This window comes from Veillonella nakazawae (assembly GCF_013393365.1).
Classification (GTDB): domain Bacteria; phylum Bacillota; class Negativicutes; order Veillonellales; family Veillonellaceae; genus Veillonella; species Veillonella nakazawae.
Genome location: NZ_AP022321.1, coordinates 1,397,202 through 1,417,490, shown reverse-complemented (window position 1 = coordinate 1,417,490; position 20,289 = coordinate 1,397,202). Strand labels below are relative to the sequence as shown.

Here is a 20,289-nt window from a genome sequence, read left to right as displayed (position 1 = left end):
GGTATTTGTGACTATTTTAGAACAAGCAGCACAGGTACTTCATGAGGAAGCACGTGCTATTGAGGAATTAAGTTCTCGTTTGGATCACAATTTTGTAAATGCTGTAAATATGATTTTGGCTTGTAAGGGCCGTGTAGTTTGTACTGGTATGGGAAAATCTGGTCATATTGGTCGCAAAATTGCGGCTACCTTGGCTAGTACTGGTACACCAGCACTTTTCATGCATCCTGGTGAAGGTGTGCATGGCGATCTTGGTATGATTACAGAAGATGATGTAGTATTAGCTTTTTCCAATAGTGGTGAAACAGGCGAAATCATCAGTATCTTACCATCCTTACGTCGCATAGGTGCAAAATTAATTTGTGTTGTAGGTAAACCAGAATCTACATTAGCTAAGAATTCTGATATTGTATTGCTCGCTGAAGTAGAACGTGAAGCTTGTCCATTGGGCTTAGCGCCAACTACAAGTACTACGGTTGCTTTAGCATTAGGTGATGCCTTAGCAGTATGCTTATTAGAACGACATCACTTTACACCTGAAAACTTTGCTGTATTCCATCCAGGTGGTTCTCTTGGTCGCAAATTATTGTTGACCGTAGAAAATATTATGCATGGTGGTGAAGATAATCCTACGGTATTTAAAGGTGCAACAGTGCGAGATGCACTCTTTGTAATGACCGAAAAAGGTTTAGGTGCTACTAATGTTATTGATGAAGAAGGTCACTTATTAGGCCTTGTTACCGATGGTGATGTGCGCCGCGGATTAGATTCTGGCAGTAATTTCCTAGAATGGCCTGTAGAGGATATGATGACCTCTATGCCTCGTACGATTACAAAGGACAAATTAGCGGCTGAAGCTCTTCATTTAATGGAGAAAAATCAACCACGCCCTATTACGGTGTTACCAGTTGTAGATACAGATAATAAATGTCTAGGCATTGTTCATATTACGGATTTATTGCGTAGAGGCATTGTATAATGAATATTCAATGGATTGTTCTTGATGTTGATGGCGTGCTATCTGATGGTACTCTAATCTATACATCAAGTGGGGAAGAGCTTAAGTCTTTCTCTGTAAAAGATGGACTAGGATTAACGGCAGCTCGAAAAGTAGGACTTAAGCTTGCCATCATCACAGCACGGATATCTCCTATGGTTGAGCGACGTGCTAAGGAGCTTCATTTTGATGCATTGCTTATGGGGCATGCCAATAAGACAGAAGCATTAAGAACCCTTTGTAAAGAGTATCAAATCAATTTAGAAGAGATTGCTTACATGGGGGATGACCTAAATGATTTAGGGGCACTCCAAATCGTAGGTTTACCAATGGCACCAAACAATGCGGTACCAGAGGTTAAAGAATTAGCTAAATTTATATCTACTGTTAATGGAGGCCATGGTGCCGTTAGAGAGGCTGTAGAATATATCTTGAAAAATCAAGGTCTATGGGAAACTGTTGTAGCAGACTATGCACGAGAGGCCCATGCTCATGGACAATAAAGGAGGTGGGCAGAATGAATAACGAATGGCAATACCATTTAGTTAAAGGCATTAGCTGGCTCGTTTGCCGACTGCCATATAAGCTCATTTTGCTCATAGGCGCTAGTTTAGGACCAGTATATGGTCTCATAGCGAAGAAGCAAAAACTTAGAGGTATAAAAAACATAAAGATTGGCATGAACATGAATGATCAAGAGGCAGAACAATTAATTGAAAAGTTGTTCAAAAATCTTGGCCGTAGTGTTATGGAAGTCTTGTATATGCCAAACCTGACAAAGTATTTTATCAATAAACATATTGAAATGAGAGGCGTAGAACATTTAGAAAAAGCTATCGCTGAAGATAAAGGTGTAATTGTTCTTACTGGACATGTTGGCAACTGGGAATGGATGGGGGCTGCTATGGCGGCTCATGGTTATCCATCAACTACTATTGTTAAGAAACAACCTAATGCTCAATTTACACGTCTCATGAATGAATATCGTGAGATGGTGGGCCTTGATGTGTTTGCTAGTGGTGGCAATGAAATCGTTTCTGCTGCTAAAGCATTAAAAAAGAAGAAATTACTTGGTTTTTTAGCTGACCAAGATGGCTATATACATGGTTTACCTGTTCCATTTTTAGGCCAAGATTCCTCCGCAGTTATTGGTCCGGCTACGTTTGCAAGAAAATTTGGATCTCCAGTAGTTCCAATTTTTGCATCTCGAAAACCAGAAGGTGGTCATATTGTTCACATTCTACCAGCCTTACATTATATAGATACAGGTGATGAAGATGCAGATATGTATCGTCTAACTGAGGAATGTGTACGTGTTACAGAAGACTTTATTCGTGAGCATCCAGATGAGTGGCTATGGTTCCAACATCGCTGGATGACTAAGATGGATCAAATTATTGATTATGATAAGAAGATAGCTGCACGGGAGAGGGCACATGAAAAACAATAAAAAATTAATTGCCATAGTGGCCGCCATAGTGTTGGCTCTGATTGGTCTTATCGTATATATTATGAAAGACTCTGGTGATGTTGGTACCACTCAAAATCAGAATGGACAACTGGTTAACTTCCAAGGAGCCGATTTACAAGAGGAAAAAGATGGCAAGCTAGTATGGGCATTATCAGCTGAAAAGATTGAATATGATCCACGTACAAAAGCTATTGTGCTGACTAATTTAAAAGGTCTTTTCTATCAAGATGATGTAACTACAACAATCACAGCACCTCATGCTGTATTGACCGGTGATCGCAACTCCCTTGATATTGATCAAGGTGTTACAGCCACAAATACTGATGGAGCTGAGTTTAAAACTGATGCACTTCACTTTGATAATAAGACGAAAACGTTGACATCTAAATCTGCCTTTACCTATAACGGTAAAGATATAACATTAACTGGTGATAAACTTGAAGGCAATATGTCCTTGAAGAAAATCAAAGCTATTGGTAATGCAAAGTTAACGAAGAAGTAATGCGAGGAAATATAATGAATAAGAAAAAACAGATTGGTATGGCTATTTTGGCTATGCTTATGACAGCATCTGTTACAGCTTGGGCTGCAAATGATCCTTTGACTATTAGCGCAGATACATTATCTTATGATGGCAATACGGGAATTGCTAATGCAAACGGTAATGTGGTAATTACTCAAGCTGATAAAACGATGACTGGTGCCAATGGATGGTATAATACAAAAACTCAGGAAGCAAATCTAGATGGCGGCGTATCTATGATTGGTTCTGATATGGCTATGTCTGCAGAATCAGTGCACAGTTACAATAATAATAAATTCACTGCTAATGGCGGAGTTCATTTACAACGTAGCGATCGTCAAATTTTCGGTGATAAAGTTGAATATAATACAGATACAGAGTATGGTCTTGTATCTGGCAATGCTCGTTTGATTGCAGAAGGTACTACTTTGACAGGTAATCAAGTTGAAGGTTGGCTAAAAGAAATTCGTGCAGTAGCACAAGGGGATGTGACATTCTCTAATCCAGAACGAAATGTATCTGGCTCTGCAGAGCGTGCTACCTATACGCAAACACCTAATCAAAATGATGGAGTTGTACTTTTATCTGGATCTGCTCATGCTGTTCAAAATGGTAATGTGCTCAATGCGCCAGAGCTTAAAATTCGTTTAGCTGATGATTCTGCTGAAACATTGGGTGGTCGTAGTACACTCATCATTGTTCCAAATCAATAAGGATTAAATATGTATATAGAAACCAAAAACTTAGTCAAAACCTTTAGCGGTCGCAATGTTGTAGACGGGGTTAGTTTACGCGTTGATAAGGGGCAAGTCGTTGGGCTCCTAGGTCCTAATGGTGCAGGGAAAACTACATCATTCTATATGATTGTTGGCATTGAACGACCTAGTTCTGGTATCATTACCGTTGATGGCAAGGATATTACGAATATTCCAATGTATAAACGAGCTGCTGAAGGTATTGGGTATCTTCCACAAGAAGCATCAATTTTTCGATCCATGACTGTTGAGGATAATATTCGTGCTATGTTACAAACAACATCAAAGAAATCTGATGAAATTGAAGCTATAGTGGAATCTCTCATCGAAGAATTTCATATTGGTCATGTTCGGGATCGTATGGGGATGCAGCTATCTGGTGGTGAACGCCGTCGTGTAGAAATCGCTCGTTGTCTTGCGTTAGAACCGAATTTTATTCTTCTCGATGAACCTTTTGCTGGTGTCGACCCTATAGCGGTTGCTGACATTCAACAAATCATTTTGCATGTAAAAAATCGCGGTATTGGTATCTTGATTACAGATCACAATGTGCGTGAAACATTGGGGATTGTAGATAAGGCGTATATTTTAAGTAGTGGTAAGATCCTCCTAGAAGGCACCCCTGAAGAAATTGCAAACGACCCAATCGCTCGTGAGCATTACTTAGGGGATAACTTTAGATTATAGGAGGGGACTATGAGATTATTAGATAAATATATATTAAAAGCCTTTGTAGGTCCGTTCCTATTTGGGGTATTTGCTTTTACCAGTATTTTTATTGGCACAGGCACATTGTTTAGAATTGCTCAATATATTACTGAATATGGGGCACCGCTAGTTCTCGTTATGAAAGCTTTTGTGTTGGCATTACCAAGCATTGTTATCTTAACATTCCCAATGTCAGTACTATTGGCTTCACTTATGACCTTTAGTCGCTTGAGCAGTACTAGTGAGATTGTTGTTATGCGTGCCGGTGGTCTTAGCTTTTTACGCTTAGCGATGCCTGTATACATTATTGCCCTTATCATCTCAATTGGGGCTGTCGCATTTAATGAATTTGTTGTACCACGTACAAATAATATGTATCAAACAATTGTGCGTGAACAGATTATGAAAAATGCATCACCTCAAACACAAAATCATATCGTTTTAAAAACAATGAATGGTAATGATTTAGGCACATTAATGTATGCTAAAAGCTACAATGCGGAGACTAAAAAATTAAGCATGATTACGGTGCAACAGTTTGGTGAAGGTGGCAAGTTACAACAAGTTGAAAATGCGGATACTGCTGTTTGGAATGGCCAATATTGGGTGATGCAAAACGGCATTATTTATGATATTTCCGCTGGTGATGGTGTAGAACGTACAATGAAGTTCAAGGAGCAATCCTTGCCAATTAAGTCTGCGCCAAAGGATATTCAACAAGATCAACGTAAACCAGAAGAATTAACAATCAAAGAATTACGTCATCAAATTAAAGCGTATAAGGCGGCTTATACGAATGCCAATAAACTAGAAATGGAAATGTACCAACGTTTTACAATTCCATTAGCTAGCTTTGTATTTGCTCTTGTAGGTGCTCCATTAGGTCTTCAAAAGCAACGTTCTAGCTCATCTATTGGTTTTGGTATCAGTATTTTAATCATCTTTATTTATTATGGGGTGATGACATTTGCTGGTGCATTAGGTAAAGGTGGTGCATTGCCAACCGTATTTGCTGCATTAATTCCAGATACATTAGGCATCATTGCTGGCCTATATTTGAATTGGCGTGTATCTAAGTAACCTAGTATATAAAGAAATAAATTTGATTTACGAAATAGCATATTTTCGAATCCAATAATTGTGTAATCTTATGAAAGGAGGGACTCGATGTTAGTAGGTGTTAAAATATTAGTTATTATCGCCCTTATGGGTGGACTTATTGCCTACATGGGGGATAAGTTAGGCACCAAAGTTGGTAAGCGTCGCATGTCCCTCTTTGGATTAAGGCCTAAGCATACATCGATTATTGTTACTATCGTAACGGGATTGTTAGTTGCAGCTGCTACAGTAGGTGTATTAACTATTACATCTCAAAGCGTACGAACAGCGCTCTTTGGGATGGATCAGTTGCGAGCAGATATGAAGCAACTTAATGATGAGGTAGCTGCTAAGACGCAAGAGCTTATTCGAGGACAAGCGTTGCTTGAGCAAAATAAGCAAGAATTAGCAGAACGAATGGCTGAAATAGAGCAAATTCGTAAAGAGGTTGATGCAACTAAGGCTGAGTTGGCTAGTGCACAAGCGGCTAAAGATGCGACTGAAGCTGAGTTAGCTACACTTCAAGCTTCATATGATGAAGTATCTAAAAAATTAGCTGATTTAGAGGCTACAAGAGCCAAGATGGAAGCTCATATTAAGGATTTACAGACAACGCAAGAACAGTTGCAAAATGGCATTATTCATTTGCGTGAAGGTACAATTCTTTTCCAAGTTGATCAATTATTGGCTCAAGCTGTTGTTCGACCTGGTTTAAGTGAAGAAGATAGCCATGCAGCCATCAAAAATATTATTGATGATACAAATAAATTGGTATTACGTCGTCTTGGTATAGAAGATCAAGGTCAGGCTGTTGTGTATGTAGATCGTCAGAATATTGAGGTAGCTACACAAAAGCTTAATAGAGCAAAGACTCCAATGGTGGTTCAAGTGGTTGCTGCTGGAAATATTATTGCTGGTGAACCAGCGGTAGCAGTTATCCAAGTTTACCCACAACAATTTATTTATAAAAATGGAGAAGTAATCCATTCTGCTATAATGGATGGTGGCCCTAACGCTCAATCTGCTATGCTTCAATTCTTAAAGCAAGTAAATGAAAAGGCAAGAGAGAAAGGGATTATTCCGGATTCCTTATCTGGTGATATCGGAACGATACCAGGGGATGATTTGTTTACTGCTATTCGTCGTATTGCTACAATGCATGGCAAGGTTCATGTGGAAGCGTATGTTGATGGTGATACATATTCATCTGGCCCTGTGCATCTTAAGTTACGTATTACTCAAATGCCTGTTTTTAATGATAAGGCTAAAATGCCAGCTTATTAAATTGAATAGTATTTTGGTTTATATACTTTAAACGAAGGTCTTATGTAAATTTTTACATAAGACCTTCGTTTTGTGTTAAAATATAAATGCTGTATTAGAAATGAGGATAGTAATATGACTGATACTACGTACATTTTGGCTGTAGATCCAGGCAATGAAAAAACAGGTGTAGCAATTGTGACACCTTCTGGTACTATGGTATGTCGTAAAATTATTATGACAAAACAGTTCAATGGTGAAATTGAACGTATATTAACTGAATATTATGGTATTGTTCATATGGTATGTGGAAATGGTACAAATCATAAATATTTATATCCATCTCTCCAACAAATTGGACGAAATCACAGAATTACTACTAGTTTAATTGATGAATCGCATAGTACTGAGGAGGCTCGAAAATTATATTGGCAATATAATTCACCTACAGGGTGGCGTAAGATTATCCCTACGTCTATGCAATTTCCACCAGAGCCTGTAGATGATTTAACTGCTTTTATTATTGGTTTACGTTATACAAAACAGTTAAACCAAACTGCTAATGATATACAAAGTAATATGATGGACTCTGGTGAGTTAGAAGAAAAGAGACTACATGCTATGGAGCAGTTGTACGGTAAAGGAGAAGTGCATGAAAAATGAAGCTTCAACGCATAAGTGGTCAAATTTTATTATGCGTTGCTTAATGATGATCTTAGGGGCTCTAATTTATACTATAGGCTTAGATTTATTTTTAGTACCGAATAATATCATCGATGGTGGTGTAGTTGGTATTTCCTTGATGGCTGCAGAGCTTTCCGGAATTTCTTTTAGTATTTTCGTCGTACTCTTTAACTTGCCTTTCTTATATATTGGCTATAGAGCTAATGGCAAAAACTTTACTTTCTCTACACTATTTTCTATCGTATGGATGGCAATTTTCTCTACCTTTGCTCATGATTTTACACCTATCACAACAGATCCATTCTTAGGTTCTATCTTTGGTGGTATCATTTTAGGTATTGGGGTAGGCCTCATAATACGTAATGGTGGTTCTTTAGATGGCTCTGAAATTGTGGCGATCATCTTTGATAGACGTTCCACTTTCTCCGTTGGTGAAATCGTAATGGCCATGAATCTCATTATTCTTGGTGCCGCAGGTTTTGTATATAGTTGGAATAGTGCTATGTATTCCTTAATCGCTTATTTCATTGCTTATAAGATGATCGATATTACAATTACAGGCCTTGATGAATCTAAAGGGGTAATGATTATTACAGATGCAGAGAACTCTAAGAATCTTGCAGATGCATTAAATGCGAACCTTAATCGTGGTGTTACAATTATGTATGGTGAAGGGGGCTATTTAAAGCAACCTAAGCATGTTTTATATTCTGTAGTAACAAGACTTGAAATTATGAGGTTAAAAAATACTGTTTATGAAGTAGATCCATCGGCATTTATTACGATTCAAGATGTACATGATGTATTTGGTGGTAGATTTACAAAGAACGGTCATTAAGGGGTTAATATGAGTAATAAAATAGTAAAAGAAATATTAGATTGGATTTATGCCATTGTATTGGCATTAATTATTGCCATGGTAATTCATATTTTCTTGATTCAACCAACACGTGTATCTGGTGAATCAATGGAGGATACATTACACAATGGACAATATTTAATTGTAACGAAATGGCATCATATTATGAATGAAATGCCAAATTATGGTCAAATTGTAATCATTGATAGTCGTGTTAATCGCGCACGTACTTGGGTAGATGATGTAGAAGAACCATTGATGAACTATGCATCAGTCTTTAATAAAGCGGCTCAAACAAATGATGTATGGGTTAAGCGCGTTATCGGTCGTCCTGGTGATGTATTAGAGTTTAAAGATGGTCATGTATGGCGTAATGGTGAACAATTACAAGAACCATATACCAAAGATACAAAAATGAATTATACACGCTCCACACCTGTTACAATTCCTGAAGGATATGTATTTGTGATGGGGGATAACCGAAATCATTCTAGTGATAGTCGTTTCATTGGTCCTGTTCCAGTTGATCACGTCCTAGGTTTTGTATCCTATGCAATTTAATGCTTCTAAAAGCCTCTCTATAGTAGTAATTACTATAGAGAGGCTTTTTGTATTTAAATAATGGGGTATTTATAGCTTAATATTATTAATGACATATTTTAAGAGAAAATATATGATGAATGGCATTGATAAGGTTATTACTAATAGAAATTAGAAAGACAAAATAAAGATATTAATAATAGAAAAGAGGAATATAATTATATTTTAGGTCTATATATTAGTGTTAAATATTAAATAATATGATATTCATTATTTTTAATAATTAAAAGTTGTAGGTTTATTATCTAAAATACATGAATTTTAGATAAATAAAATGAAATTGCGCAAAATTTAATTTTGAAAAATGCAGTAAAAATCTATGTTTATAGGTTTATTTTTATTCATGAAAGAAATTTCATCAAATTAAGTTGTATAAAATGCTTTACAAAAAATTTGGACGGTGATATATTCTAATCACAGTAAGGCACCACTAATAAAGAGGTGACGCTGTGATAGATAATATAGTCGAGGAAACGTGGACACTCCTAATATATCTTTCATAGTTATACCACTTATACAGTGAATGTCTTCTGATACTATAAATTCTTATTTATAAGAAAGAAGGAATTCATTATGAAAAAACAATTCGCAACAATTTTTGCAGCAACAGCAGTATTAGGTGTAACAACAGCATTCGCTGCAAATCCATTCTCCGATGTAACTCCAGATAGCTGGGCATATCAAGCAGTATCTCAATTAGCACAATCTGGTATCGTTAATGGTTACCCAGATGGTACTTTCAAAGGCCAAAACAATATCACTCGTTATGAAATGGCTCAAATGGTAGCTAAAGCAATGGCTAACCAAGATCGTGCTAATGCAGAACAACAAGCAATGATTAACCGCTTAGCAGATGAATTCTCTAACGAGTTGAACAGCTTGGGCGTACGCGTATCTCGTTTGGAAGATCGCGTAGGTAATGTAAAAGTTACTGGTGATGCTCGTATCCGTTACCAAGGTTCTGAAGATAAAGGCGTTTATAAAGCTAATAGCAAATCCTTAACAGATGGCCGTGCACGTGTTCAATTCAACGGTAAAGTTAATGATAAAACTGAAGCTGTTGTTCGTGTAAAAGGTAATTACGAATTCGGTGACTCCACAAAAGGTGCTGATGCGACAATCGATCGTGCTTATGTAGATCACAAATTTGGTAATAGCGTATCTGCTAAAGGTGGTCGTTTCCAACAAACAATTGGTGGCGGTTTAATGTACGATGATACATTTGATGGTGCTCAATTGAACGTAGGTAATGATAAAGTTCAAGTACAAGGTGCTTATGGTTACATGATGGCAGGCGCTGCTGACGGTAATTCCAAATCCGATAACCCTTCCGTAGCTTATGTAGGTGTTAAAGGTAAAGTTGGTCAAGAATCCACAGTTGGTGGTTTCTACTCTAAATTGTCTAGCGGCAACTTGAACCATAATGGTTCCACAGTAAACTCTGATAGCCAAGACGTATACGGCTTCAATGCAGATTTACGTAAAGATAAAGTTTGGGTTGGTGGTGAATGGTTAAAAGCTTCCAACGTAAATGACTCCCAAGCTTGGACAGCAGGTGTTGGTTATGGTAATTACGACATCGCTAAAAAAGGTACATGGGATGTGAAAGGTCAATACTTCAACCAAAAAGCTAATGCTCCTATCGTAAGTTCCACTTGGGATCAAGCATATGACTTAACAAATACATCTAATGGTTACAAAGGTTATATGGCTAGCGTAAACTATGCAGTACAAGATAACGTAGGCTTATCTGCTGGTTATGGTTTCAACTCTAAAGACCAAAAAGGTAATGATCTTTCCGATTTCTACCGTGCAGAATTAAACTACAAATTCTAATTCCCTCACAAACAAAAAAGACTTCTTCGGAAGTCTTTTTTGTTGTATATAAAGAGATAATATTTTCTTTTGTATATAATAGTATATATATAGTAAAATAAATCTATATATAGTAAAAGGTAAAAATTTATTTACTTAGTATGTATATTGATCTATTCCACAATATATTGTATGAGGTATTTATGAACCAATTATGCATAAAATAGCTATTGGCTAATTAATATACGTATTATTAATTAGCATAACTTAATAATATATATAATAATAAATCTCATTTAGTGTAAAAAAAGATAAATTTGATATTTTTAATAAAAAAATATATATCGCATAAAAGTAGATAATAAGTGTATTTTAGGGCATTTTAAATTATAAAATTTTTATAATGAGAATGAAATTGAGAAAAAAGGGTTTACACGAAAATTTGGTTATGCTAATATCACCCTACAAGAAGTAACAAACACATGAAACGAAGAACTTCGATGTAGAATGTGGCGAGGAAACGTGGACACTCCCAGAAATTCTTATTCTGAAGAACAGAGTAGAATGTGAATGTTATGACTTGTAACATTTTATATTTCTATTTTTCAGAAAGAAGGAATTCAACTATGAAAAAACAATTCGCAGCAATCTTTGCAGCAACAGCAGTTTTGGGTGTAACTACTGCATTCGCAGCTAACCCATTCTCCGATGTAACTCCAGATTCTTGGGCATACCAAGCAGTTTCCCAATTGGCAAACGCTGGTATCGTTAATGGTTACCCAGATGGCACTTTCAAAGGCCAAAACAACATCACTCGTTACGAAATGGCTCAAATGGTAGCTAAAGCTATGGCTAACCAAGACCGTGCTAACGCTGAACAACAAGCTATGATCAACCGTTTGGCTGATGAATTCTCCAACGAATTGAACAACTTGGGCGTTCGTGTAGCTCGCTTGGAAGACCGCGTAGGTAACGTAAAAGTTACTGGTGATGCTCGTCTTCGTTACCAAGATGCTGAACATGCTAAATCCAAATTCGACGCTCGTGCACGTGTACAATTCAATGCAAAAGTAAACGATCGTACTGACGCAGTTGTTCGTTTGTCTTCTGGTAGCTTCGAATTGGGTAATTCCCAAAACGGTGGTAATGCAAACGCTACAATCGACCGCGCTTATGTAAACCATAAATTCGGTGAACGTGTATCCTTGAAAGCTGGTCGTTTCGGCCAAACTATCGGTGGCGGCTTAGCATTTGATGGTACTTTCGACGGTGCTCAATTGAACGCTGGCAACGACAAAATCCAAGCTCAAGCAGCTTACGGTTACATGGTATCCGGTGAAGCAGCTGGCTTAACTAAAGACCAAAACGTAACTAATACTTACCTTGGCTTGAGCGGTAAATTAGGTAAACACACTATGGTTGGTGGTTTCTACGATCGTGTAAACCAAGATAGCACTAATGGTTACAAAAACATCTACGGCTTCAATGCTGATGCTAACTTCGACAAAGTTTGGGTTGGTGGCGAATGGTTGAAAGACTCCCACGTTGATAAATCTCAAGCTTGGACTGCAGGTCTTGGCTATGGCGACTACAACATCGCTAAAAAAGGTTCTTGGGATGTTAAAGGCCAATACTTCAACGCTAAAGCTAACGCTCCTATCGTTGATACTACTTACAACCACATCTACACTACAGATGCTAAAGGTTGGATGGCTTCCGTTAACTATGCATTGCAAAACAACGTTGGCTTGTCCGCTTACTACGGTTTCGACTGGAAAGACCAAGCTGGTAACGATCTTAACGACTTCTACCGTGCAGACCTTAACTACAAATTCTAATTTGATAGTTAACCATATAAAAGAGACTCCTTCGGGAGTCTCTTTTTTTATGAATAATATATAGATTCCTATAATAAATTGATATAGAATACCTTTTATTATGCAATTTTGATAATTACAGATCGATTTATATACAAATTATACTTATCTTTAATTTAATCATTTATTAGCTTTATTACTGGGAGGTGTAAAATATTTTTGATAGAGGATTACTGTATATTTCTATTTATATAAGTATTATAAATGGTATAATAAAGAGTATTAGATTTTATTGTGAAGGAGGTAAGAATGAATCCTTCTTTTTCTCATATAAAAATGGTAGCTATCGATTGTGATGAGACGTTACTTCGAAGTGATAATACAGTTTCTGTATATACAGTTGATGTATTGCATCGCTTGCAGCAGAAGGGAATTGGTATAACAATTGCTACTGGACGCATGTATCAAACGGCAAAACCAATTGGAGTAGCATTACAACTTGGCAATGTTCCTATGATATTGTTCTCTGGTGGTTTAATCCAGGAGTTAGAAACGGGATATAAGCTATTTGAACAAACTGTTCCTATAGATGTAGTACATCGTGTTTTTCAACTCGGCCAACAATATAGTTGGCATATACAATCGTATGTAGATGATCATTTACTGTGTCATCATAAAAATTGGCAATCCGATCATTATGAACAGCAAACAGGGGCTGTAGCTGAGTTTTTAGGTGATACAATTTATACACTTTCTTCAGAACCTAATAAGCTCATTGCTATCGATACAGAGGAAGGAATCGATAGAATTATTGATATCTTGACCCCATTAGTTGGTAATCAAGTTACATTGGTGCGTAGTCAACGAGATTTCCTCGAAATCACTGCACCGAATGTATCAAAAGGGCGTGCATTAGCTCAATTAGCTTTAGATAATAATCTTAGTCTTGAAAATATAGTTTCCTTTGGAAATGCAGAGAACGATATTTCTATGCTTAGTGAAACAGGGTATTCAGTAGCTGTTTCAAATGCAACAGAACATGTAAAATCTGTGGCTAATGAAGTATGTGGACATCATAATGAAGATGGTGTAGCTCATTGGATAGAAAAGAATCTTTTATAATGGAGTAAAACTATGGAAGCATTTCGTTTATTAATTGTTACAGGCATGTCTGGTGCCGGCAAAACTCAGGTTCTACAAGCATTAGAGGATATGGGCTATCTATGTATTGATAATATTCCTCCTATACTGATTCCTAAGCTAAGTGAAATTTGTCGACAAGGTGGGGAACGTACAAACCGTGTAGCTTTAGTTGTAGATATTCGCGGTGGTGAATTCTTTGAAGCCCTTTCATCATCTCTTGAAACATTAAGAGAAATGAAGGTAGATTATGAAATTGTCTTTATGGATGCCACAGATGAGACGTTAATTAGACGATATAAAGAAACTCGTCGCAGCCATCCACTGGCTCCAGATGGGATGATCACTACAGGTTTGAAAGAGGAACGTCAGATATTAAATTCTGTACGACATAAAGCAGACTTCATTATTGATACAACGAATATGAAAACTGCGAGCCTCAAAGAGTATTTAAAAACTCGATTTACTCAAGTTGATGAAGGCCATGGCATGTCTATTACAGTTGTAAGCTTTGGCTTTAAATATGGATTACCATTGGATGCGGATATGGTTTGGGATGTTCGATTCTTACCAAACCCATTCTACATTCCAGAATTCCGTCATAAAACAGGTCGTGTGAAAGCTGTAAATGAATATATTCATTCCTTTGAAGTTACAGAGGAATTTAAAAACCGTTATTTTGATACTATTGATTTTCTTGTGCCTAATTATGAACAAGAAGGGAAGTCTCAATTTATCGTTGCTGTAGGCTGTACAGGTGGTATGCATAGATCTGTGGCTATGGCAGAAGCATTATATTCTCACCTATTAGAAAACGGCTATCGCGTTTCTGTAGAACATCGAGATATGATGAAAAATAATGTAGAAGAAGATTATAATCCTCATGAAATTAAAACATTTGGTAACTAGATAGGGGTTCATATGTTGCGAAAAAGATGGTTTCGGTGGCTTATTCCGGGCCTAAATATAAAACGTTGGCTTGCCCTTTTTAGTTGTGGTGTAGGTCTTTTAATCATTGGTATTTCGTTGATGTTTAACTATCAATGGCTTGCCGTTCTTGAAGATATTGTATTAGCTTTTTCTTATAATATGACGGGCTTTTACAATTATAATGTGCTCATTGCTGTAGGCGTTGTTGTACTATCGATTGGCGCTGTTTTAATGTTAATCGGTACGAGTAAGGTTATTAAAACGATTATTCGTGCTGTATTACCTAATCCTGATAGTAAGGTGTCGGATATTATTTTCCAAAATATACGCCTCGATAAAGGTCCTAAGATTGTTGTTATCGGAGGTGGTACAGGGCTATCAAATTTATTACGTGGATTAAAAATACACACCTCTAATTTGTCTGCTATTGTAACCGTAGCTGACGATGGTGGTTCCTCGGGACGCTTGCGTAAAGATTTTAAAATGATTGCTCCTGGCGATTTGAGAAACTGCTTGATTGCATTAGCTGAACAAGAAGGGGTTATGGAAAATCTTTTCCGTTATCGCTTTGAAGGGGAAAATGAGCTATCTGGGCATAGTTTTGGTAACCTCTTTATCACAGCACTTGCTCAAGTATATGATGGCGATGTGGAGGAAGCGCTTGAAGCGGCTAGTAAATTGTTGCGTGTACGAGGTCGTGTAATTCCGTCGTCTACTGAGTTCATTAAATTAGTAGCGGAGATGACCGATGGTACTATCGTAGAAGGTGAAAGTAATATTCCTAATTCTGGTAAACGCATTCGCCATATGTATAGTGAGCCAGCACAGCCAAAACCAGAAGGTGCTGCGTTACGTGCTATCGATGAAGCAGATGTTATCATCTTTGGACCGGGTAGCTTATATACAAGTATTATTCCGAATTTGTTAACTGATAAAATTGCATCTCATGTACGCGCTAGTAAGGCAAATAAAATTTACATTGCTAATGTTATGACTCAACCTGGTGAAACTACAGGTTATACCTTAAGTGATCATGTGGAGGCTCTCATTGCACATGGTGGTGAAGGCATTGTAGATACTGTACTTGCTAACGATGGGCCTTTACCAATTCAAATGGTAGAACAATATAGTGCTGTAGGTTCAGAGCCTGTAGTATTAGATACTAAGAAGCTACAAGCTAAAGGAATACGTACGATTCGGGCTACATTGATAAGTCCTAAAAAGCCGGCTGTTCATGATCCTGAACGGTTAGGTAAAGTAATTATGGATATTGTGCATGCTATGCAATCAGATACTGAACCACATATCCTAGAGTACTATCTCCAACGAGATGATCATTAATGAGAAGGGATACCTATGTCATTTGCTGAAGATGTAAAAAATGAATTATGCCAATATGAATCCTCTAGTGATGCAGATTTGGCCATGAAAATTGAAGCGTCTTGCTTATTGCGCATGGGTGGATCTATCATTCTGGGGATGAAGGGTGCTGTTGGTATTAGATTGGCTACTGCAAATAATGCAGTAGCTCGTCGCTTGTTAGGCATATTAAAAAAACAATATGAATTACCTACCAATGTATTAGTACGACAAGGGCTAAACTTACGCAAGAAAAATATGTATACTTTATCTGTAGAGCCATCTATAGAAGGGCGACAGGCGTTAGAAGATCTTGCTTTATGGCCTGTAACTGAACAAATTCCTCGTAGTTGGCTTAAATCTATGGAGGCACGACGTGCTTTTTTACGGGGTGCCTTTTTAGGCGGTGGCTCTGTTAATAAGCCACAAAGTGATTATCATCTCGAGTTTATGACGGGGAATGAGAATTTTGCAAAGGAAATTATACATGTATTGCGGTTATTTCATATTCATGCAGGTTTGACTGAGCGTAAGGAAGAGTATGTAGTATATCTTAAAGAAGGGGACGCTGTAACGAGTTGTTTGCAAATTATGGGTGCTCAATCAGCACTGATGGAATTTGAAAACGTGCGCATAATGAAAACTGTGCGAAATCAAATTAATCGACAAGTAAACTGTGAGACTGCAAATTTGCAAAAGGTTGTAGATGCTGCAGTACGCCAGGTAAAGGCTATTCGAATTATCGATAGAGAAATTGGTATTGATGAATTGCCTGAAAAGTTGCGGATTGTAGCAAGATTGAGATGGGACAATCCAGAAGCGAGTCTGAAAGAACTTGAAGAATTGATGGATGGCGAATTATCTAAGTCGGGTATTGGACATCGTTTAAAGAAAATCGAAGCATTAGCACTTACGTATGACCCTATGGGGCTTGAAGAAATATAGAGGTATTAATATATGTTTTCTTATAAATCAAAATATTGTGTAGCCGCAGCGATGGCCGCCATGGCTGCTCTTACAGGCCATGTAGAGGCTCGTGATATAGATTTACAATCAATTGGATATTTTCAGTTTTCTCCGTTGCCACCAAGTTTGGTGTCTCAAACGGATACATTGCTACTATCAGATAGCCCTGAATATGTAGGACCAGTAGGTGGTACACTTAGTGCAGGTACAATTAATGGAAATGGTCGTATCTATTTTTACCATGTAAATGAAATGGATCAGCCCCATAAGATTGCTATCGTATTGGAGAATCAATCGGCGTATCCCAATACTGTTCATGTGATGAGACAGTTGAAATCTGTGGCCACACCAGATTATTTCGCTGCTGGTCGTGATTTATCCCGGAAGGACTTAGAGCATCCTTTAGATGAAAGTCCCAATGCGAGACCTTTATATTCGCTAAGTATTCCGCCACAAGGGCGCCAATTAATCTTTAGTGATTTGGAAAATACACCAGTATATCGAGATGCATTATTTACCGGTATCGTAGATATTAAAACAGAGGCACCAATCTTTGCTCGTGTTATGATGTTGCCTATGGGGATGGATGCTGTAGATGCATCTCATTGGGCGAAAAATTTGCCTATTGATGAGATTCAGTTGCGTGGTACCTATACTGGGTCTAAGCGTAATATGGAGGTTACTACACCATTTGATACGACATTAGGTGGTGCTTTTGTAGAAATCGGTAATGACCGTGAAGATATGTTTATCAACGGTGTAGACGAAATGCAAAATAAAGCATTTGTTCGTGACCGTGGTAACTATGGTGTTTCATATACTTTAAAAATTCCTACAAAAGGTAATGAACCATTTAGATTGTATTTTAACCCTCTTGGTGGTCCCTATTCTGGTTCCTTTACGGTGAAAGCATTACACCAACAAGGTGCTCGTCGCGGTCAAACAGATACACGAACCTATCATATTGGCGGTGCTGATGGTATCTCTGCACTTGGGGATGGAACTATTTTAGATAGTCGCATCATGGGTAACTATAACGCAGGTGATTTATTAACATTAAACTTTATGCCTGCAGGGGCATCTAACTTGCCGATACGGTTCTTGTTAATTCCTGAATCTCTTGCGAATCCACAAAAACATCAAACTATTGCTGTTAATGTTCCTAAGGATGTAAAAGATAGTTTAGGTCATCCAACTCAAGGGACTACGCAAATTCCGGTAGGCCCTATAGGTAGTAAAGATAGCAATAAAGGTACTGTAGATACTACAAAAACCACATTGACACCTAGTAAGCAGGCAGAGAATATCGCTCATGAAGAAACTAAAAAGTTAAGTGATAAAGCAGCTGCTGAAGCTAAAAAAGAAGCTCAACTTAAAAAATCAAAAGAAGCGGAGGAAACATTAGCTCGTAAAAAAGCAGAAGAAGCTAAATTAGCTGCTGAAAAAGCAGAAATGGCACGCAAGGCTGCAGAAGCTAAACATGCTGAAATTGAGCGTAAAATGGCAGAAAAAGCTGAAGCTGATCGCAAAGCTGCTGAATTGAAGGCGGCTCAAGAAGTACAAGCTGCAAAAGAAAAAGCTGCATTAGAAGCTAAAAAAGCTGAAGAAATGCGCCAAGCAGAAGAAGCTAAACGACTAGAAGCTGAAAGAAAAGCTGAGCTTGATCGAAAAGTAGCTGAAGCACGTAAGGCCGAAGAAGAACGTAAAGCAGAAATGGCGCGTATTGAAGCTGCAAGAAAGGCTGAGGCGGATCGTTTAGAAGCGGCCCGTAAAGCGGAGGAAGCTCGTGTAGCGGCAGAATCGAAACGTCTTGAAGAAGAGCGTAGAATAGAAGCAGCTCGTATTGAAGCCGCTCGTAAAGCTGAAGAAGCTAGACAAGCCGCAGAAGCCAAGGCTCGATTTGAAGCACAACGGGCAGCAGAAAAGGCAGCGTTAGGGGCAAAAAAAGCTGAAGAAGAACGCTTAGCAGCTGAAGCGAAAGTGCGTTTAGAAGCACAGCGAAAAGCAGAACAAGAAGCATTAGAGGCACGCCGCGCAGAAGAAGCACGTAAAGCTGCAGAGGCGAAAGCGGCATTAGAAGCACAACGTGCAGCTGAACAGGCTGCGTTAGAAGCGAAACGTCAAGAAGATGCTCGTAAAGCGGCAGAAGCAAAAGCAGCATTAGAAGCACAACGTATTGAAGCTGCAAGAAAAGCTGAAGAAGCACGTCGTGCAGAAGAAGCAAGAAAGGCTGAGGAGGCAAGAATCGAAGCGGCCCGTAAAGCAGAGGAAGCTCGTGTTGCAGCAGAGGCTAAACGTGCAGAAGAAGCGCGTAAGGCTGAAGAGGCAAGAATTGAAGCTGCCCGTAAAGCTGAAGAAGCTCGTATGGCAGAAGAAGCACGCCGCGCAGAAGAAGCACGTCGTTTAGAAGCAGCTAGACTTGAGGCACAACGCAAGGCCGAGCAAGAACGACTTGAAGCGGCTCGTAAAGCTGAAGAAGCTCGCGTTGCTGCTGAAGCAAAACGTCAGGAAGAATTGCGTAAAGCAGAGGAAGCTCGAATTGCAGCAGAAGCAAAACGAGCAGAAGAACTTCGTAAGGCAGAGGAAGCCCGAATTGCAGCGGAAGCAAAACGTGCAGAAGAGGTTCGTAGAGCAGAGGAAGCACGCCGTATAGAAGAGGCTAGACGAGCAGAAGAAGCGCGAAAAGCCGAAGAAGTACGTATAGCTGCTGAGGCACGTAAAGCAGAGCAAGTTAGATTGGCTGCAGAACGTGCAGAGGCTGAACGCCAAGCGGCAGAGGCAAAACGCATTGCTGAAGAACGTTACCAAGCTCACTTAGAAGCGGAACGTAAGGCGGAAGAAGCACGTCAGCAAGCTCTTGCGCAAGCCGAAGTTGAACGTAAAGCAAAAGAGCGAGCTGAAGCGATTCAACGTGTCAAAGAACAGCAAGAAAATGCTCGTCGTCGCGCAGAACTTGCACGTCAACAAATTGAGGCAGAACGTAAGGCAGCACAAGCTGCTAAAACAGGACCTTCCTTCGGCGAACTTGATGATGTACATGAGGATACACCAAGTGTAACTATTCCAAATGCTGTATCTATTGATGAGTTGACTAAACCTAGACCGACTGCATCTCAAAATACACGTCGTCGTGACCAACGGCAACCACAACAAAATCAACAATATGCACAGCAAAATCCAATGACTGATGGTCAACAAAGTCAAGCTCCTTATAGTTCACAGCAAGGTCAACAAAATGATGATCAAAATCCACCAAAATTATATCCTATGGGTCAGTAATATTAGCTTATAATAATGAAAATTA

At 38.4% G+C, this 20,289-nt stretch carries 18 protein-coding genes; all 18 read left to right on the top strand.

All coding sequences use genetic code 11. The features are described 5' to 3' along the window. The first annotated feature begins 7 nt into the window (after nt 1–7). The 18 genes from VEIT17_RS06435 (at nt 8) to VEIT17_RS06350 (ending at nt 20,264) form a co-directional block, all read left to right on the top strand. The gene (locus tag VEIT17_RS06435) at nt 8–979 is read left to right on the top strand and encodes a KpsF/GutQ family sugar-phosphate isomerase (protein ID WP_060924938.1); all 972 of its coding nucleotides are present in this window, start codon (nt 8–10) and stop codon (nt 977–979) included. After that, entirely contained in the window at nt 979–1,500 is a 522-nt protein-coding gene (locus VEIT17_RS06430; RefSeq protein ID WP_178885329.1) for a KdsC family phosphatase, read from the top strand. Before VEIT17_RS06435 ends, VEIT17_RS06430 begins: the two co-directional genes overlap by 1 nt. 14 nt (nt 1,501–1,514) lie before the next feature. After that, nucleotides 1,515–2,447: a lysophospholipid acyltransferase family protein gene (locus VEIT17_RS06425; protein ID WP_178885326.1), complete on the top strand. Its 933-nt coding sequence runs from the start codon at nt 1,515–1,517 to the stop codon at nt 2,445–2,447. Continuing rightward, nucleotides 2,434–2,970, top strand: a complete 537-nt coding sequence (lptC, locus tag VEIT17_RS06420) for an LPS export ABC transporter periplasmic protein LptC (RefSeq protein WP_024065922.1) — start codon at nt 2,434–2,436, stop codon at nt 2,968–2,970. The genes VEIT17_RS06425 and lptC overlap by 14 nt, the downstream gene beginning before the upstream one ends. A 14-nt stretch (nt 2,971–2,984) precedes the next feature. After that, nucleotides 2,985–3,704, top strand: a complete 720-nt coding sequence (locus tag VEIT17_RS06415; RefSeq protein WP_178885324.1) for an LptA/OstA family protein — start codon at nt 2,985–2,987, stop codon at nt 3,702–3,704. A gap of 9 nt (nt 3,705–3,713) precedes the next feature. Beyond that, nucleotides 3,714–4,433, top strand: a complete 720-nt coding sequence (gene lptB, locus VEIT17_RS06410) for an LPS export ABC transporter ATP-binding protein (protein WP_008715778.1) — start codon at nt 3,714–3,716, stop codon at nt 4,431–4,433. Nucleotides 4,434–4,442: 9 nt separating this feature from the next. Further along, nucleotides 4,443–5,534, top strand: coding sequence for an LptF/LptG family permease (locus VEIT17_RS06405; RefSeq protein WP_119209191.1), 1,092 nt, complete (start codon nt 4,443–4,445; stop codon nt 5,532–5,534). Between the two features lie 87 nt (nt 5,535–5,621). Then, nucleotides 5,622–6,836: a DUF3084 domain-containing protein gene (locus VEIT17_RS06400; protein ID WP_119209192.1), complete on the top strand. Its 1,215-nt coding sequence runs from the start codon at nt 5,622–5,624 to the stop codon at nt 6,834–6,836. 114 nt (nt 6,837–6,950) lie between these two features. Then, entirely contained in the window at nt 6,951–7,478 is a 528-nt protein-coding gene (locus VEIT17_RS06395) for a RuvC family protein (RefSeq protein ID WP_024066127.1), read from the top strand. Then, the gene (locus tag VEIT17_RS06390; protein ID WP_060924931.1) at nt 7,468–8,337 is read left to right on the top strand and encodes a YitT family protein; all 870 of its coding nucleotides are present in this window, start codon (nt 7,468–7,470) and stop codon (nt 8,335–8,337) included. Before VEIT17_RS06395 ends, VEIT17_RS06390 begins: the two co-directional genes overlap by 11 nt. A 9-nt stretch (nt 8,338–8,346) precedes the next feature. Beyond that, nucleotides 8,347–8,919 (top strand): signal peptidase I, encoded by a 573-nt coding sequence (gene lepB, locus VEIT17_RS06385; protein WP_178885322.1) that lies wholly within the window; start codon nt 8,347–8,349, stop codon nt 8,917–8,919. Between the two features lie 612 nt (nt 8,920–9,531). Next, entirely contained in the window at nt 9,532–10,794 is a 1,263-nt protein-coding gene (locus VEIT17_RS06380; protein WP_178885320.1) for an S-layer homology domain-containing protein, read from the top strand. A 605-nt stretch (nt 10,795–11,399) separates the two neighbouring features. Then, entirely contained in the window at nt 11,400–12,611 is a 1,212-nt protein-coding gene (locus tag VEIT17_RS06375; RefSeq protein WP_178885318.1) for a putative porin, read from the top strand. A gap of 288 nt (nt 12,612–12,899) precedes the next feature. Continuing rightward, entirely contained in the window at nt 12,900–13,712 is an 813-nt protein-coding gene (locus VEIT17_RS06370; protein ID WP_178885316.1) for a Cof-type HAD-IIB family hydrolase, read from the top strand. A gap of 12 nt (nt 13,713–13,724) precedes the next feature. Continuing rightward, on the top strand, nt 13,725–14,639 hold the full coding sequence (gene rapZ / locus VEIT17_RS06365) for an RNase adapter RapZ (RefSeq protein WP_178885314.1): 915 nt from the start codon (nt 13,725–13,727) through the stop codon (nt 14,637–14,639). A 12-nt stretch (nt 14,640–14,651) separates the two neighbouring features. Beyond that, the gene (locus VEIT17_RS06360; RefSeq protein WP_178885312.1) at nt 14,652–16,001 is read left to right on the top strand and encodes a gluconeogenesis factor YvcK family protein; all 1,350 of its coding nucleotides are present in this window, start codon (nt 14,652–14,654) and stop codon (nt 15,999–16,001) included. A 15-nt stretch (nt 16,002–16,016) separates the two neighbouring features. Next, nucleotides 16,017–16,964 (top strand): DNA-binding protein WhiA, encoded by a 948-nt coding sequence (gene whiA / locus VEIT17_RS06355; protein WP_060924926.1) that lies wholly within the window; start codon nt 16,017–16,019, stop codon nt 16,962–16,964. A gap of 12 nt (nt 16,965–16,976) precedes the next feature. Then, complete coding sequence (locus VEIT17_RS06350) at nt 16,977–20,264, top strand: ATPase (protein ID WP_178885310.1); 3,288 nt, start codon at nt 16,977–16,979, stop codon at nt 20,262–20,264. Nucleotides 20,265–20,289 lie beyond the last annotated feature (25 nt).